Annotated in this window: 13 protein-coding genes and 1 pseudogene; 1 reads left to right on the forward strand and 13 read right to left on the reverse strand. The window is 70.5% G+C overall.

Annotation, left to right across the window (positions count from 1 at the left end; all coding sequences use genetic code 11):
• Positions 1-29: 29 nt before the first annotated feature.
• The 6 genes from ACWCP0_RS31485 to ACWCP0_RS31510 form a co-directional block, all read right to left on the reverse strand.
• A complete protein-coding gene (locus ACWCP0_RS31485; protein ID WP_451082164.1) occupies positions 30-1,679 on the reverse strand; it encodes a beta-N-acetylhexosaminidase in 1,650 nt (549 codons plus the stop codon).
• A gap of 4 nt (positions 1,680-1,683) precedes the next feature.
• Positions 1,684-2,547 carry a carbohydrate ABC transporter permease gene (locus ACWCP0_RS31490; protein ID WP_451082165.1) on the reverse strand — a complete coding sequence of 288 codons (864 nt, stop codon included), beginning with the start codon at positions 2,545-2,547 and terminating at the stop codon, positions 1,684-1,686.
• Positions 2,544-3,524, reverse strand: a complete 981-nt coding sequence (locus tag ACWCP0_RS31495; RefSeq protein WP_451082215.1) for a carbohydrate ABC transporter permease — start codon at positions 3,522-3,524, stop codon at positions 2,544-2,546. The genes ACWCP0_RS31490 and ACWCP0_RS31495 overlap by 4 nt, the downstream gene beginning before the upstream one ends.
• Positions 3,525-3,985: 461 nt before the next feature.
• Positions 3,986-5,290: an extracellular solute-binding protein gene (locus tag ACWCP0_RS31500; protein WP_451082166.1), complete on the reverse strand. Its 1,305-nt coding sequence runs from the start codon at positions 5,288-5,290 to the stop codon at positions 3,986-3,988.
• A gap of 238 nt (positions 5,291-5,528) precedes the next feature.
• A complete protein-coding gene (locus tag ACWCP0_RS31505; RefSeq protein WP_451082167.1) occupies positions 5,529-5,813 on the reverse strand; it encodes a DUF3039 domain-containing protein in 285 nt (94 codons plus the stop codon).
• A gap of 30 nt (positions 5,814-5,843) precedes the next feature.
• Positions 5,844-6,404, reverse strand: a complete 561-nt coding sequence (locus ACWCP0_RS31510; protein ID WP_451082168.1) for a YqgE/AlgH family protein — start codon at positions 6,402-6,404, stop codon at positions 5,844-5,846.
• Positions 6,405-6,691: 287 nt separating this feature from the next.
• Here ACWCP0_RS31510 and murA point away from each other — a divergent pair, with 287 nt between their 5' ends.
• Positions 6,692-8,032 carry a UDP-N-acetylglucosamine 1-carboxyvinyltransferase gene (murA, locus tag ACWCP0_RS31515; RefSeq protein ID WP_451082169.1) on the forward strand — a complete coding sequence of 447 codons (1,341 nt, stop codon included), beginning with the start codon at positions 6,692-6,694 and terminating at the stop codon, positions 8,030-8,032.
• Between the two features lie 414 nt (positions 8,033-8,446).
• Here the strand turns inward: murA and ACWCP0_RS31520 are convergent, their stop codons facing one another.
• The 7 genes and pseudogenes from ACWCP0_RS31520 to ACWCP0_RS31550 form a co-directional block, all read right to left on the reverse strand.
• Positions 8,447-8,728 (reverse strand): HU family DNA-binding protein, encoded by a 282-nt coding sequence (locus ACWCP0_RS31520; protein ID WP_103834809.1) that lies wholly within the window; start codon positions 8,726-8,728, stop codon positions 8,447-8,449.
• Between the two features lie 310 nt (positions 8,729-9,038).
• Complete coding sequence (locus ACWCP0_RS31525) at positions 9,039-10,472, reverse strand: malic enzyme-like NAD(P)-binding protein (RefSeq protein WP_451082170.1); 1,434 nt, start codon at positions 10,470-10,472, stop codon at positions 9,039-9,041.
• Positions 10,473-10,890: 418 nt separating this feature from the next.
• Positions 10,891-13,200, reverse strand: coding sequence for a HelD family protein (locus tag ACWCP0_RS31530; RefSeq protein WP_451082171.1), 2,310 nt, complete (start codon positions 13,198-13,200; stop codon positions 10,891-10,893).
• An 88-nt stretch (positions 13,201-13,288) separates the two neighbouring features.
• On the reverse strand, positions 13,289-14,131 hold the full coding sequence (locus ACWCP0_RS31535) for an anti-sigma factor family protein (protein ID WP_451082172.1): 843 nt from the start codon (positions 14,129-14,131) through the stop codon (positions 13,289-13,291).
• Positions 14,128-14,715, reverse strand: a complete 588-nt coding sequence (locus ACWCP0_RS31540) for a sigma-70 family RNA polymerase sigma factor (RefSeq protein ID WP_351232681.1) — start codon at positions 14,713-14,715, stop codon at positions 14,128-14,130. Before ACWCP0_RS31540 ends, ACWCP0_RS31535 begins: the two co-directional genes overlap by 4 nt.
• A 125-nt stretch (positions 14,716-14,840) precedes the next feature.
• On the reverse strand, positions 14,841-15,422 hold the full coding sequence (locus ACWCP0_RS31545) for a CGNR zinc finger domain-containing protein (protein WP_451082216.1): 582 nt from the start codon (positions 15,420-15,422) through the stop codon (positions 14,841-14,843).
• A gap of 48 nt (positions 15,423-15,470) precedes the next feature.
• A pseudogene (locus tag ACWCP0_RS31550) lies at positions 15,471-15,979 on the reverse strand (GNAT family N-acetyltransferase); the annotation flags it as partial.
• Positions 15,980-16,029: the final 50 nt, after the last annotated feature.

Below are 16,029 nucleotides of genomic sequence, written 5' to 3' on the forward strand. Positions count from 1 at the left end.
CCGCCAGGAACACCATCTTGTGGCGCGGCTCACACGATTGGGGGCGCCCCCTCGATCGGACGTCCGAGCACACCTGGGCGCTTCTGCCACGGCAACGGGCCACCGGGCGGCCGGTAGTCGACGCCGAGCGCGTCAAGACGCCTGTAGTGGACCGTCATTCGCCGCTCGAAGTCCGCGAAGTCACGGTCGGCGGAGCCGGGGAGTGCGGACCACGCGACCTCGGCGAAGGCCGCGAGCCGCGGAAAGACCTGGTAGTCGACACGGGAGCGGTCCTGCATGACCTCCGTCCAGACGTTGGCCTGGGTGCCGAGGACGTGCGCCGCCTCGGGGGTGCCGGTGAGCTCCGGCGGGACGGGCTCGAAGCGGTACACGTCCTCCAGGGTGCGTACGTAGCCGATGGGCATCGGCTCGTCGGCGCCGGCGGCCTGCCGGTGGTCGAGATAGACCTGCTGCTCGGGGCACATGACGACGTCGTGGCCCGCGCGCGCGGCGGCGATCCCGCCGGCGTAGCCGCGCCACGACGAAACGGCGGCTCCGGGAGCCAGACCGCCCTCCAGGATCTCGTCCCACCCGATGAGGCGGCGGCCGCGGGCGGCCAGCCAGGTGTCGAAGTGCCGGATGATCCAGGACTGCAGCTCGTCCTCGTCGGCGAGGCCGAGCTCCTTGATGCGGTCCTGGGCGGCGGGGGACGCCTTCCACTGGTCCTTGGGGCACTCGTCGCCGCCGATGTGGATGAACGGGGAGTTGGCGGCCGGGAAGAGGTCGAGGACTTCCTCCAGCACCTCTTCGTAGAAGCGGAGGGTGGTGCCGGAGGGGGCGAGTACGTTCGGATTGACGCCCCAGGTGTCCCACACGGAGAGGGCGGTGTCCGCCTCGGTCGACGCCGTGATGACGTCGGTGTTGCCCAGTTCCGGGTACGCGGCGATGGCGGCCTGCGAGTGGCCCGGGATGTCGATTTCCGGAACGACGCTGATGTGCCGTTCGGAGGCGTATGCGACGATTTCTCGGATGTCGTCCTGCGTGTAGTAACCGCCGTGCGGCTTCTCGTCCCAGAGGTCGGACGCCCGATGCCCCCATTTCGTACGGGACCGCCACGCGCCGACCTCGGTGAGGCGCCGGTGGCGCTTGATCTCGATGCGCCAGCCCTGGTCGTCGGTGAGATGGAAGTGGAAGACGTTGAGCTTGTGGGCGGCGAGGAGATCGAGATAGCGGAGGACGTCGTCCTTGGGGAGGAAGTGGCGGGCGACGTCGAGCATGAGGCCGCGCCAGCGGAAGCGCGGGGCGTCCTCGATGATCTGGTCCGGGATGCCCACGGCCACCTCGCGCCGCACGGGGGCCCGGCGGAACGCGTCGGGCCCGAGCAGTTGACGCAGCGTCTGGGCGCCCCAGAAGACGCCGGCCGCGTCACCGCCGGCAATCTCCACTCCCACGGTGGACACCACCGAGAGGCGGTACGCCTCGGGCGCCATGCCGTCGTCGATGCGCAGGGTGAGGGTGTTTCCTTGTGTGCCGTCGGCCGAGGACGGGAACGGCAGGCCCATGGCAGAGCCCACGGTGGAGCGCAGCCAGCGCTCCGTGGTCGCGGTACCCGGACCGGCGCTGATCGATGTGCGCGCGTCCGGGACGAATCCGCAGCGTTTCGGGCCGTCGATGCTCCGTGGAGCGGGAATCAGGTTCATTGCCTCAGTCCTTCACCGCGCCGCCCAGTCCGGATACCAGACGTCGCTGTACGAGTACGAAGAAGACCAGCACCGGAATCGTCATCACCGTCGAGGCCGCCATGATCCCGCCCCAGTCGTTCTCGTCCGGCTTGAAGAAGACCAGCAGCGCCATAGGAAGGGTCGACTGCGAGGTGTCGCTGATGATGAACGACTTCGCGAAGAGGAAGTCGTTCCACGTCGAGATGAAGGAGAAGACGCTCGTCGCGACGAGCCCGGGGAACACCAGCGGGAACAGAATCTGCCAGAGGAAGCGCGCGCGGCTCGCGCCGTCGATGTACGCGGCCTCCTCCAGCGCCTCCGGAACCGCCTTGACGAAGCCGCGGAGCATCCAGATCGCGAACGGCAGCGAAAAGGCGATGTGCGGCAGGATCAGCGCGCCGAGGGTGTTGAGCTGCCCGAAGTCCCGCATCAGGAAGAACAGCGGGATGGTCAGCGCCTCGATCGGCACCATCTGCGCGACCAGGAACATGATCAGCAGTGTGGTGCGGAAGCGGAAACGGAAACGGGTCACGGCAGTTGCCGCGAGAAAGGCGATGAGCGCGGAGGCGATGACGACGACTCCGGCCACGAAGAGGCTGTTGAGGAAGTAACGGCCGAATTCCTGCTGTTCGAAGACGCGGCGGAACGAGTCGAGGGACGGGGAGAGCGTCCACGGCCGGGCTTCGGTGGACTGGATCTCCCCTGCGGGCTTGAACGCGGAGAGCACCATCCAGTAGAGCGGAAAGGCGACGACGGCCGCGATGAGCAGGGCGGCCGCCTCGGCGGCGAGGCGCCACGGCCTGCGGATGCGGATGTGGACTCGGAGACGGGCGGAGAGCGTGTTCACAGTTCCTCCCCCTGGCGGCGCAGCAGCCGCAGATGGACCAGCGTGACGGCGAGCAGGATGAGCAGCATCACGACACCGATCGCCGAGCCCAGGCTGTACTGCGAGGACGCGAAGGCCTTTTGGTAGGCGTACACGTTGAGGACGAGATTCTGGCCGGCGATTCCGCCGCCGTTCGTCATCACGTAGATCTGCGTGAAGACCTTGAAGTCCCAGATGATCGACTGGATCGTCACCACGACCAGGATGGGCCGCAGCATGGGAGCCGTGACCGAACGCCAGGTCCGCCACTGCGAGGCGCCGTCCAGCGCGGCGGCTTCGAGCACCTCGCCCGGGACGGCCTTGATACCGGCGTACACCGTCACCATCACGAACGGGAACGAGCACCACACGACCTCGAAGAGCACGAGCGCGAAGGCGCTGTAGCGGCCGTACGTCCACGAGAGGTCGCCGAGCCCGAACACCTTGTTGACCGGGCCGAAGTCCGGGTCGAAGAGGAAGACCCAGACGGTCGACCCGGTGATCGCGGGCGTCGCCCACGCCCCGAGCGCGGCGAGCATGAGCGCGAGGCGGGGCACGGCGCGGATCCGGGTGAGCAGTACGGCGAGGGCGCACCCGACGGCGAGCGTGGCGACGACGCAGGCGGCGGCGAAGACGACGGTGGCGAGGAGGACCTGCCAGAACTGGCTGTCGCCGAACAGGGCGGTGTAGTTGCCGAAGCCCCGGAAGGACGTCGGCTCGCCACCGCTGACCTGGGCCTGGGTGTACTCGAGGAAGGAGATGAGCCCGAGCTGGTAGATGGGGTAGACGAGCAGCCCGCCCAGGACCACGAGCGCCGGCGCGAGGTACATCCACGGGGTCCAGCCCCCGCGGCGTCCCCGTGACGGCCGCGGCCGGCCGTCGGCGCCCGACGAAGCGCCGAGGGCCGCCGACGACGCCCCTCGGACCCGCGACCGCCCACCGGGCGCGCCCGCAGGCACCGGCGCCCGACGGGAGCCCGGGACCGCGGCGGACGTGTCGGCGCTTGCCAGGGCAGAGCCCGGCGCCGGCCCGTCGTCGGCCGGAGTCGTGGCCTCGTCGCCCGTCGGAGCCGAAGGCCGGGACATGCGACCGGCACCGGGACCGCGCCCCGGGTGTCCGTCCTCACGCTCTCCCTGAGCCTCGCCCGGGAAGTTCCCCGAACGGGCCGGAACCGCCCCCGGCACCGGCTCTGCAGCCCGTGTCTCCGGCTCCGAGGGGCCCGGCGCCGCGGACGGAGGCGTGGCGTCAGCGGCCGACGCGGCCGACGGAACCGACGGCCCCGAGGCGCCCGACGCCGCGGACACCGGGCCGGCCTGCGAAGGCGCGGTCCCGCCCGGCCCGCCGCCCGGCGCAGCGGCGGTCGGCGGCGGGAGGGCGGGCTCGGGGGCGTCGGACCCCGGCGTGCGGGGCGTCATCGCACTCAGCCCGCGGACGCGAACGCCGCGTCCATCTTCTGCGCCGCGTCGTCCGACGCCGTCGCCACGTTCTTCTTGCCGCTGACGATCTCCTGGAACATCGTCGGCAGGACGAGCGACGCGTCGATCTGGCCCCAGCCCGGCGACGCGGGGACGAACTTGGTGTCGGCGGCGAGGGTGTCGATGAAGGGCTTCACGAAGGGCTCCTTCGTGGCCGCCTCGGCCCGGACGTCCGTGTAGGTCGGCAGGAAGCCCATCGCGTCGAAGAGCTTGCTCTGCGTGTCCTTGCCCGCCAGCGACTTCATCAGTTCCACCGCCAGCGTCCGGTGCGAACTGCTCTTCAGGACGCCGATGTTGTTGCCACCCGCGAAGGCGGGGGCGATCGAGCCGGGTTCGACGCCCGGCAGCGGGACGACCGCGTACTTGCCCTTCACCGCACCCGCCTCGACCGCCGCGTGGCTGAAGTCGCCGCCGATCGCCATCGCCGCCTTCCCGGAGGCGAACGCCGTCACCGTCGCGTTGCCGCCCATCGACGCACACTTCGCGGCCGGGCAGTTGTCGTCCTTGAAGAGCGAGGTGTAGGCCTCGATGCCCTTGCGTGCGGCCGGGCTGTTGATCGCGGACTTGTACGACGTGCCCTGCTTCTCGGCGAGTTCGCCGCCGTTCGCCCAGATGAACGGCATCGCACCGTATGTGTAGGCGCCGCCGACGGCGATCCCGTACAGGTCCGGCTTCGCCCGGTGGATCTTCTTGGCGGTGGAGACGAGCTCCGCCTGGGTCCTGGGGGGCTGGACGCCGAGCTCCTCGAAGACGTCGGTCCGGTAGTACAGCGCGCGTACGCCGACGAAAAACGGCGCCCCGTACACCTTGCCGTCCACCGTCACGGACTGCTTCGCGGTCGGGTCGGCGTCCTTCACCTCGTCCCAGGCGTCGAACTCCTCGCTGACGTCCGCGAGTCCGCCGTCCTTGACGTACCCGGCGGTGTCGGTGTTGCCGTACTCGATCAGGTCGGGCGCGCTCTTGGGGTCGTTGAAGGCCGCCTTGATGCGCTGGGCACGGGTGTCGACGGGGATGTACTCGACCTCGACCTTCGCGTCCTTGTGCTGGGCACGGAAGGAGGCGATCGCCGCGTCGACGACCTGCTCCTTGGGCTTGTTGCTGACCTCCTGGAAGAGCCAGACGCGAAGCGTGCCGCTCTTCTCGTCGGTCTTCGCGCTGTTGTCGGACGTCTGCGGGGCGCACGCGGTGGCGGTGAGACCGGCCAGGGCAAGTGCGGTGACCGGGGCGGCTATTCGGGCAGAGAGCTTCACTGAGGGTCCTCCCCCATTCGTGTTGCAACATACGCAACGCTCGTTTCGCACTGCACAACACGCAGGAGGTTAGGGCGGCCCCAACACGCCGACAAGAGGTCTCAACCACTCTGTGACCGGCAGGTGCATCCCGTGCAACGGCAAACGGCCCCCGGAGCGCGCCTCAGCGCGCTCCGGGGGCCGTCCGAACGGGAAGAACCGGACCCGTGACCGGTCGATCGACCGGTCACCTGTCCTCTTACTTGTCCTTGCCGCCCTTGTCCTTGTCGCCGCCAGGGCCCATGGACTCGTAGATCTCCTTGCACATGGGACAGACCGGGTACTTCTTGGGGTCGCGCCCCGGCACCCAGACCTTTCCGCACAGTGCCACCACGGGAGTGCCGTCGAGGGCGCTCGCCATGATCTTGTCCTTCTGGACGTAATGGGCGAAGCGCTCGTGGTCGCCGTCGCCGTGCGACACCTGCGGTGCCGGCTCTACGAGGGTGCCCGTACCTGCCCCGCGCTCGGGCTCGAGAGTGCTCATAAGTGCCAAGGGTACTGAACGGCGGCGGATTCAGTTGAGCGAAGGGTCGTCCGGGTACGTGGCGACCATCGCGAGCTCGTTCCGCTGACGGCGCAGGACCGCGCGCCACAGGTTCTCGGGGCTGGGCGACGACACGTCGCCGGGCTCCGACTCGACGACGTACCAGGCCCCCTCGGTGAGCTCCTCCTCCAGCTGGCCGGGGCCCCAGCCCGCGTATCCGGCGAAGATCCGCAGCGAGCCGAGGGCGGAGGCGAGCAGTTCCGGTGGGGTCTCCAGGTCGACGAGCCCGATCGCGCCGTACACGCGCCGCCAGCCGAGCGGGCCCTCGTCGCCCGGGATGACGGCGAGGCCGAGCGCGGAGTCGAGGGAGACGGGGCCGCCCTGGAAGACCACGCCGGGCTCGCCGGTCAGGTCCGCCCAGGACTCGAGGATGTCGCCGACGCCGACCGGAGTGGGCCGGTTGAGGACCACGCCGAGCGACCCCTCCTCGTCGTGGTCGAGCAGGAGTACGACCGCGCGGTCGAAGTTCGGATCCGCGAGGGCCGGAGTGGCGACGAGCAGCCGCCCTGTGAGGGAGGACACCTCGGTCATGCGACACATGATCCCGCATCTTCGCCCTCCGCGGGGTGCGAGCGGCGGAGTGTGAACCGACGCAGCTCAGGGCGCACCGGGGCGGCGGGAGCGCACGGCGGCCGCCGCAAGCGGATGGTAACCGTCCGCACGCGCGCCCGAGCAGAGCGTATTGTGCCGAATTCATTACGCGAAGGGTGCGCCCTTGGCCTTACGTAGCAGGGGTAGGAGGGCCGTAACCTTTTCCCTGGCCCTGCCCGACCTCCCTCCGGCTCCACTGGGGGGACCCCCTCCGGAACGCGAGATTCATGACCGGCACAGACGATGTACTGCTTGTCCACGGTGGAACCCCGCTGGAGGGCGAGATCCGCGTCCGCGGCGCCAAGAACCTGGTGCCGAAGGCTATGGTCGCCGCGCTGCTCGGCAGCGAGCCGAGCCGGCTGCGCAACGTGCCCGACATCCGCGACGTGCGGGTGGTGCGAGGGCTGCTGCAGCTGCACGGTGTGACGGTGCGACCCGGCGACGAGCCCGGCGAGCTGATGCTCGACCCGACGCATGTCGAAAGCGCGAACGTCGCCGACATCGACGCCCACGCGGGGTCCTCGCGCATCCCGATCCTCTTCTGCGGCCCGCTGCTGCACCGGCTCGGCCACGCCTTCATCCCGGGTCTGGGCGGCTGCGACATCGGCGGCCGGCCGATCGACTTCCACTTCGACGTGCTGCGGCAGTTCGGCGCGAAGATCGAGAAGCGGGCGGACGGGCAGTATCTCGAGGCTCCCCAGAGGCTTCGCGGGTGCAAGATCCGGCTGCCGTACCCGTCGGTCGGCTCGACCGAGCAGGTGCTGCTCACGGCGGTGCTCGCGGAGGGCGTCACCGAGCTGTCGAACGCGGCGGTGGAGCCCGAGATCGAGGACCTCATCTGCGTCCTGCAGAAGATGGGCGCGATCATTTCCATGGACACCGACCGGACGATCCGGATCACCGGTGTCGACCGCCTCGGCGGCTACACCCACCGGGCGCTCCCGGACCGTCTGGAGGCGGCGTCCTGGGCGTCGGCGGCGCTCGCGACCGAGGGCAACATCTACGTGCGCGGCGCACAGCAGCGCTCGATGATGACCTTCCTGAACACGTACCGGAAGGTCGGCGGCGCCTTCGAGATCGACGACGAGGGCATCCGCTTCTGGCACCCGGGCGGCTCGCTGAACGCGATCGCCCTGGAGACGGACGTGCACCCCGGCTTCCAGACCGACTGGCAGCAGCCGCTGGTGGTGGCACTGACGCAGGCGGCGGGCCTGTCGATCGTCCACGAGACGGTGTACGAGTCGCGGCTGGGCTTCACGTCGGCGCTGAACCAGATGGGCGCGCACATCCAGCTGTACCGGGAGTGCCTGGGAGGCTCGGACTGCCGCTTCGGGCAGCGGAACTTCCTGCACTCGGCGGTCGTGTCCGGCCCGACGAAGCTGCAGGGCGCGGATCTGGTGATCCCGGACCTTCGGGGTGGGTTCTCGTACCTGATTGCGGCCCTGGCGGCGCAGGGGACCTCGCGGGTGCACGGGATCGACCTGATCAACCGGGGCTACGAGAACTTCATGGAGAAGCTGGTGGAGCTCGGCGCGAAGGTCGAGCTCCCGCGTCCCGCGGCCGTCTGACCGTCCCCGGTCACCCTTCACCGGCAAGCGCCGGCCGGGCTGGTTTCCCCAGCCCGGCCGGCGCTCGTCGTTCGTCCGGCGGCGCTCGTCGTTCGTCCGGCGGCCGGGTTCCGGGCCGGGCCTGGCCCGGCCGGTGCGCGGGGCCCACGCGGCGGAGCCTGCCCTCTCCCGAAGTGGGGCGAGCCTCGGACCCGTACGTCACCGGTACCGTCCGGTCGGACCGCGTGTCCGTCCTCGAACGACGGACGGGCCCCACAGGAGCCTCGGCGGCGTTTCGAGGCGCGGGGTCGGCCCGCCGCAGGCGCCCAGGGCCGCCCGCACCCGGAACAGCAGCGGGCGAGGGGCGCAGAGGCCCCCGGAAACGGCGAGGGCGGCCACCCCCGGTCCGGGGCGGCCGCCCATGCGCGTCGGGGCTTACTTGCCCTTGGCGGCTTCCTTGAGCTTCGAGCCCGCGGAGACCTTCACGCTGTAGCCGGCCGGGATCTGGATCGGGTCGCCGGTCTGCGGGTTACGAGCGGTGCGAGCGGCACGGTGGGTGCGCTCGAAGGTCAGGAAGCCGGGGATGGTGACCTTCTCGTCGCCCTTGGCGACGACCTCGCCGATGGTCTCGGCGAGAGCGGCCAGCACGGCGTCGGCGTCCTTGCGGGTCACCTCGGCGCGGTCGGCCAGCGCGGCCACCAGCTCACTGCGGTTCATGTTGTTACTCCCGTGTTCTTCTTGCCTGTGAGGCGTGAGATCGAAGCCGATGCTGCCAGGGCCCTCGGACAGTCCCCGGACCCGGGTCTGCCGTCAGACCCTCGCGCCCAATGAGGCATCCTGCCCCCACCAGCGGCGGGAAAGCCAATCCGGCACCCACCGGAGTCACACGAAAAGCGCCACAGGCCTGTTCTGGTGACGTTCCGTCGACTCGATGGAGACTCCACGGAGCCATCGGGCCGGTCGCGGGCTCATATGACCGCCACCCTAGAGGGGCTTTCGTGAGCCCGCGACCCGCGACGCGCCGAGGTCAGACCGACGTGTTCGCCGTCACGCCCGCGCCTGCCGCCTTGGCGGCGTCGCGCACGGCGCCCGCGACGGCACCCGCGACCTTCTCGTTGAAGACCGACGGAACGATGTAGTTCGGGTTCAGTTCGTCCTCGGTGACGACGTCCGCGAGGGCCGTGGCCGCCGCGAGCATCATCTCCGTGTTCACCGTACGGGACTGGGCGTCCAGGAGCCCGCGGAAGACGCCCGGGAACACCAGCACGTTGTTGATCTGGTTGGGGAAGTCGGAACGGCCGGTGGCCACAACTGCCGCCGTCTGGCGGGCGATTGCGGGGTCGACCTCGGGATCCGGGTTCGCAAGCGCGAACACGATGGCGTTGTCGGCCATGGCCGCGACGTCATCCGCGCCCAGCACGTTCGGCGCCGAGACGCCGATGAAGACGTCGGCGCCCGCGACGGCCTGCTTCAGAGTGCCGGTGACGCCCTCGGGGTTGGTGTTGTCGGCGATCCAGCGCAGCGGGGACTCGGGCGCGGCGTCCACGAGGTCCTCGCGGCCGGCGTGCACGACGCCGTGGATGTCGGCGACGACGGCGTGCTTGACGCCCGCCGCGATGAGCAGCTTCAGGATGGCCGTACCGGCCGCTCCGGCACCGGACATGACGACCCGCACATCCTCAACTGCCTTGCCCACCACACGAAGTGCGTTGGTCAGGGCGGCGAGCACGACGATCGCGGTGCCGTGCTGGTCGTCGTGGAAGACGGGGATGTCGAGGGCCTCACGGAGCCGCGCCTCGATCTCGAAGCAGCGGGGCGCGGAGATGTCCTCGAGGTTGATGCCGGCGAAGCCGGGGGCGATCGCCTTGACGATCTCGACGATCGCGTCGGTGTCCTGGGTGTCCAGGCAGAGCGGCCAGGCGTCGATGCCGGCGAAGCGCTTGAAGAGGGCCGCCTTGCCCTCCATGACGGGCAGTGCGGCCATCGGTCCGATGTTGCCGAGTCCGAGCACCGCGGAGCCGTCCGTCACGACTGCGACGGAGTTGCGCTTGATGGTGAGGCGGCGGGCGTCCTCGGGGTTCTGGGCGATCGCCATGCAGACCCGGGCCACACCGGGCGTGTAGATCATGGAGAGATCGTCGCGGTTGCGGATGGGGTGCTTGGACGCCATCTCGATCTTGCCGCCGAGGTGCATCAGGAACGTACGGTCGGAGACCTTGCCGAGGACGACGCCCTCGATCGAGGCGAGCTTCTCGACGACCTCTTCCGCGTGCGTCGCGGACGTGGCCGCGATCGTGACGTCGATGCGCAGCTTCTCGTGACCGGACGCGGTGACGTCGAGGCCGGAAACCGATCCGCCGGAGGACTCGACAGCCGTGGTGAGCTGGGACACCGCGGTTCCGCTCGCGGGCACCTCCAGCCGGACCGTCATCGAGTACGAGACGCTGGGCGCCGTTGCCATGGCCGAGTTCCTCTGCTTTCCCTAGCTTCGCTGCTGCGTCGTCCGGCTGTGGCGGACGGCGCCATCCGATGGTCGCACCTACCGGCGAGTAGCAGGTAATAGTGGTCGTTTAGTTTTCGGAAAATCTTTTCCACCATGCGAGAAGTGATCGCCAAACAGAAGAGGTCCGTGCCACCCAGGGGGTGGCACGGACCTCTCCTTGCACGTTCTGAGTGACACCGACCCGCCATGCTCGCCTCGCGGCAAGTGGTCCCTCTGAGGGACGAAGGTTGGGCCCGGGGGCTTGGATCGAGCCGGTGTCACAGCCAAGGCTAACAAAGAGTCCCGGAAGGTGATTCCCCGCGCGGCGAGTTGACCCCGAACGGCCGCCGCGCCCGGGTCCGTCCGTGGCCCTCCCCGGGCCCCGCCCCGCCTTCCGCTAGTCCCTCAGCAGATCCGGGACCCCGTCCGCGTCCGGCTCGTCCGCCTTGGCCGACACCACCGTGAGCTGCTGCGTCGCCCTGGTCAGCGCCACGTACAGCACCCGGAGCCCGGCCGAGCTCTCGTCCGCGATCTCCGCCGGCGACACGACGACGGTCGCGTCGTACTCCAGGCCCTTCGCTTCCAGCGAACCCAGCGCCACCACCCGGTCACCGAGGTCCGCGAGCCAGCGCGCCGCCTCGGCCCGCCGGTTCATCGCCACCACGACGCCGACCGTGCCGTCGACCTGGTCCAGCAGCCGCCGCGCCTCCTCGCGCACCGTCCGCGCCAGGTCGCCCCGTACGGCGGTGAAGCGCGGCCTGACGCCGGTGGAGCGCACCGCGCGCGGGGACACCATCCCGGGCATCGCCAGGGCCAGCACCCGGGAGGCCAGCTCGGCGATCTCGGAGGGGTTGCGGTAGTTCACGGTCAGCTCGAAGCGGCGGCGCGGGCGGGTGCCCAGGGCCTCGTCGCGGGCCTCGGCCGCCTCGTCCGGGTCCGGCCAGGAGGACTGGGCGGGGTCGCCCACGACCGTCCAGGTCGCGTGGCGGCCGCGGCGGCCGACCATGCGCCACTGCATGGGCGTGAGGTCCTGGGCCTCGTCGACGATGACATGGGCGTACTCGACGCGCTCCGCCGCCAGCCGCTCGGCCCGCTCGCGCTGGGTCTCCTCGCGCTGCGGCATCAGCTCCTCGAGCCCGGTGAGGTGGTCGAGCGGGTCGAGTTCACGCTTCCTCTTCGGGCGGGCCGGGGTGCCGAGCAGCGTCTGCAGCTCGTCGAGCATCGCCACGTCGTGCACGGAGAGGCCGTCGCGCCTCAGGCTGCGCGCGAGCCGGCGCACCTCTCCGGGGTTGAGGATCCTCCGCGCCCACCGGCCGAGCCGGCGCTCGTCGGCCATCGCGTCGAGGACGCCCCGCGGGGTGAGCTCGGGCCACCAGGCGTCCAGGAACGTGAGGAACGCGTCCTCGGAGGCGACGTCCTCGTCGAAGGACGACCGCAGCTCGGCCGCGAGCTCGGGATCCGCGTGCCGGGTGGCGGCGCCGGACTTCGCGTACAGCGCGTCCAGCAGCAGCCGGCGGGCCCGCGGCCGCAGCAGGTTGACGGGCGTGGTGCCGCCCAGCACGTTGTGGCGGATCCGCTGGAGCTCCTCGCTCTCCAGCTCCAGGCGCCGCCCGAAGGCCACGACCCGAAGCCGGTCGGGCGCCCCGCCCCCCGCGGCGTTGGCCGTCGATGTCACGTCCAGCGCACCGCGCGCTGCCGTGCGCAGCACCTTCAGCATCCGCGAGGAGCCCTTGATCCGGGCGACCGCCGGATCGTCGTACGTCGTCGCCTCGGCGCCGTCCACCAGGGAGCCGACCGCGCGGATGGCGACCTGGCCCTCCTCGCCCAGCGAGGGCAGCACGCCCTCGGTGTACGCGACGAGGAGCGGGGTCGGCGAGACGACGAGGATGCCGCCCGCGTACCGCCGCCGGTCCTGGTAGAGCAGATATGCGGCGCGGTGCAGCGCCACCGCGGTCTTCCCGGTACCCGGGCCGCCCTCGACATAGGTCACCGAGGCGGCGGGGGCGCGGATCACCAGGTCCTGCTCGGCCTGGATGGAGGCGACGATGTCCCGCATGGTGTGGGTGCGGGCCTGGCCGAGCGCCGCCATCAGGGCACCGTCGCCGATGACGGGCAGCTCGGCGCCGCCCAGCCGCGCGGTCAGCTCGGGGCGCATCAGGTCGTCCTCGACTCCGAGGACCTTGCGGCCCTTGGAGCGGATGACCCGGCGCCGCACCACCCGGCCGGGCTCGACCGGGGTGGAGCGGTAGAAGGGTGCGGCGGCCGGGGCGCGCCAGTCGATGACCAGCGGCGCGTAGTCGGAGTCGAGGACGCCGATGCGGCCGATGTGGAGGGTCTCCGCGATCTCGGCCGTGTTGTCGTCGCGCACGGCGTCGTCGGCCGGCTCGACCGAGGTGTACGCGCCGTCCGGACCCTTCTTGCCGTCCTTGCCGCGCAGCAGGTCGATCCGGCCGAAGAGGAAGTCCTCGTACTCGTTGTTGAGCCGGTTGAGGTGGATCCCCGCCCGGAACACCTGGGCGTCGCGCTCGGCGAGCGCGCCGGGCGTGCCGACCTGGCCGCGCTTGGCGGCGTCGTGCATCAGGAACTCCGCCTCGTGGATCTTCTCCTCGAGACGGCGGTACACCTGGTCCAGATGTTCCTGTTCGACCCCGATCTCACGGTCACGGACCGTGTCGACCGTGGTACCAGCGGCTTCCTGCGCGGCCACCGAGGCCCCCTTCTGACGTGCACTGGGCAGCCGTCAACCGTACGCGAAGGGGGCCCGCTCTGTCAGGCGGCGGTGACCGTGGCTCTGCTCAGGCGTCGACCTCCACCAGGCGTTCTCCGTCGAATGTGCGGACCTCGAAGTGATCGATGTCGTTGCGCTCCATGGCCGCGCCGCCGTGCACGTACAGCGGGTTCTTCGCCGACTCGTTCGTGCTGTCCGGGATGCCGTAGCCCCACTTCGGGACGGACCAGGAGGTCACGACCTCCTCCTCGCCGGTCTTGGAGACGGCGACGAGATTGCACTTGAGCGGGCCCTTGACGTTCTTGAGCTCCAGGACCGTGTGCGTGCCCCAGCCCTTCTTCTCCATGCCGACGGTGGCGCTGACCTTGGTGATCGCGTCCGTGGCCTGGACCTTCTCCTCCATGTCGTTGAAGAAGGCGTCCTCGGCGGGGCTGGTCGGGTGCGGCCCGGCGACATTGCCTGCCTCGGCGCCGTCGTCGGTGGCGACCACGGCGACCGTCGGGCCGCCGATGATCAGGATCACGGAGGCGGCGATCATGTACATGCTGCGCTTCCGCCTCCGATCGCGCTTGACCGCGACCTCGCCGACCAGCCGGTCCAGCATCTGAGGGCCGGCCGCGGTCGGAATCACCGGCGCCGTCGGCGAGGGCCGGCGTGAAGGCGGCTCCATGATCCTGCTGTCGAACGGCAGCACATCCGCCTCACGCGGCGGGGACTGCTGTCCGGGGGATTCCGCGAGCATGGCCAGCATCGGCTCCATTCCCGCGAACTCCTCGAGGTGGGCGGCGCAGATGTCACAGCCCGCCAGATGTGCCTCGAATGCGGTTGCTTCCCCATCGTCCAGGATGCCGAGGACATATGCCCCGACGGTCTCATGGATCGAACCCTGCTCATCCTGCTGCCTGTTCATGCCGTGACCCCCCTCTCCTCCAGAGCGAGCTTCATGGAACGCAATGCGTAGAACACGCGGGACCGCACGGTCCCGCTGGGTATGCCGAGCTTCTCGGCCGCCTCGTTGACCGTACGCCCCTTGAAGTACGTCTCGACGAGTACTTCCCTGTGCGCCGGGGTCAAATCGTCAAGCGCATCCGAGAGCGTCATCAACCACAACGCCTTGTCGATCTCGTCCTCCGCGGGCATGACCTCCAGCGGCGACGGATCGACCTCCTGCGGCCGGGCCTGCCGGCTGCGGTGACCGTCGATGACGATGCGGCGTGCGACCGTCACCAGCCAGGGTCGGACAGAGCCGGTCGCCCGGTTGAGCTGACCAGCATTCTTCCAGGCACGGATGAGCGTCTCCTGCACCACGTCCTCGGCCCGCTGGCGGTCACCGGCGACGAGACGCAGTACATAGGCGAGGAGCGGTCCCGCATGCTCGTGGTACAGAGCCCGCATCAGCTCCTCGTCGGGGACGGAGGTGCTGGTGCGGGTTGCCTCACTGCGGTGCCTGGCCCGTCCTCGACGGTCATCGGCCACGGCGGCATCCTTGCGCACCTGGAACCTCCTGGTCGAGCCCTAGTCCGACTGCTTGTCCTCCTTCACTACGCAGGCGGGCGGGATTCTTCTCAACGGAGGCCGGAAATTTTTCGCAGGCGGGTGCCGGTGGCCGTCAGGACCGGTCAGGCGCCTGCCACGGAGGTCGATCTGCGGCGGTGGCGGGCCACCCGCTCCCGGTTTCCGCACACCTCGCTGGAGCACCAGCGGCGGCGGCCTCCACGGGACGTGTCGACGTACACGCGGCGGCAGTTGTCGCCCTCGCAGCGGCGCAGCCGGGCGCGGGCGACGGGGTCGGTGAGCAGCTCCAGGGCGTCGCGCGCGACGGCGGCGAGCAGCGCGGCGCACTCGGGGCGCGCGAGCGGGGCGCGGACGAGCGCGCCGTCGTCGCCGCGTACGGCTCTGACGGCGGGCGGTGCCGCGTCGGCGGCGAACGCGTTGAGGCGGGCGAGCGTCGCGTCGTCGGACCCGCCGTCGATCTGAGCGTGGACCAGACGCGCCACGCAGTCCCGGAGTTCGGTGAACGGCGGGATCCAGTGCGCGGTCACGGCCTCCAGCGGTGTCCCCGGAGGCAGCAGCCCGTCGGTCAGCAAGCGGCGCGCGAGCCGCTCGGGACCGTCCGGCCCCGCCGCCACGAGATCCATCGCCACGAGATCCAGGCAGACGCGCCCGGAATCGAACCGCCACTCGTACGAGACGATGCCCATGGTTCCAGGGTGCCCGCGGAGGCGCACGGCCGGAACCCCTTGTACCGGAGGCGGCTCGTCGTTCAGGATGCGCTGGAAGAGCCGGTGGTCGCGCCACTCCCCGTCGATGTGCAGAGAGCGGGTGCGATCCCGATCACCGCGAAACCGGCCTTCGCGAGTACGCGTGGGGAAGCGGCATTGCCGAGGACGGTTCCGGCCTCGATGCGATGCAGCCCGAGCTCGTCGCGCGCGGCGCGGCACACCTCCTCGACGAGCCGTGTCGCCGGTCCCCTCCCCGCGTACTCGGCGTCCACCCAGTACCCGAGCGACGCGCTCCGGAACGGCCCGAGCGCGATCCCGGACAGCGTCGCCTGCCCGACGACCCGCTCGCCGTCGACGAGCTGCCACCGGCACGAGTCGGGCTCGGCGAGCCGGGCGGCCTGGACCTCGGCCGTGTCGTACGACTCCGGGCGGCGCGGCTCCCAGGGGCTCATGTGCTCCCGGTTGCGCCGGAGGGCCTGCGCGAGGGCCCCGGCGTGGGCGGGGTATGCGGGACGTATCCGTATGCCGTCGCTCATGCTCGTACGGCACGACGCGGTCGGCGGACGGGCCGTGGGGGCTGCACCAC

The sequence above is a fragment of the Streptomyces sp. NPDC001970 genome (assembly GCF_053594115.1).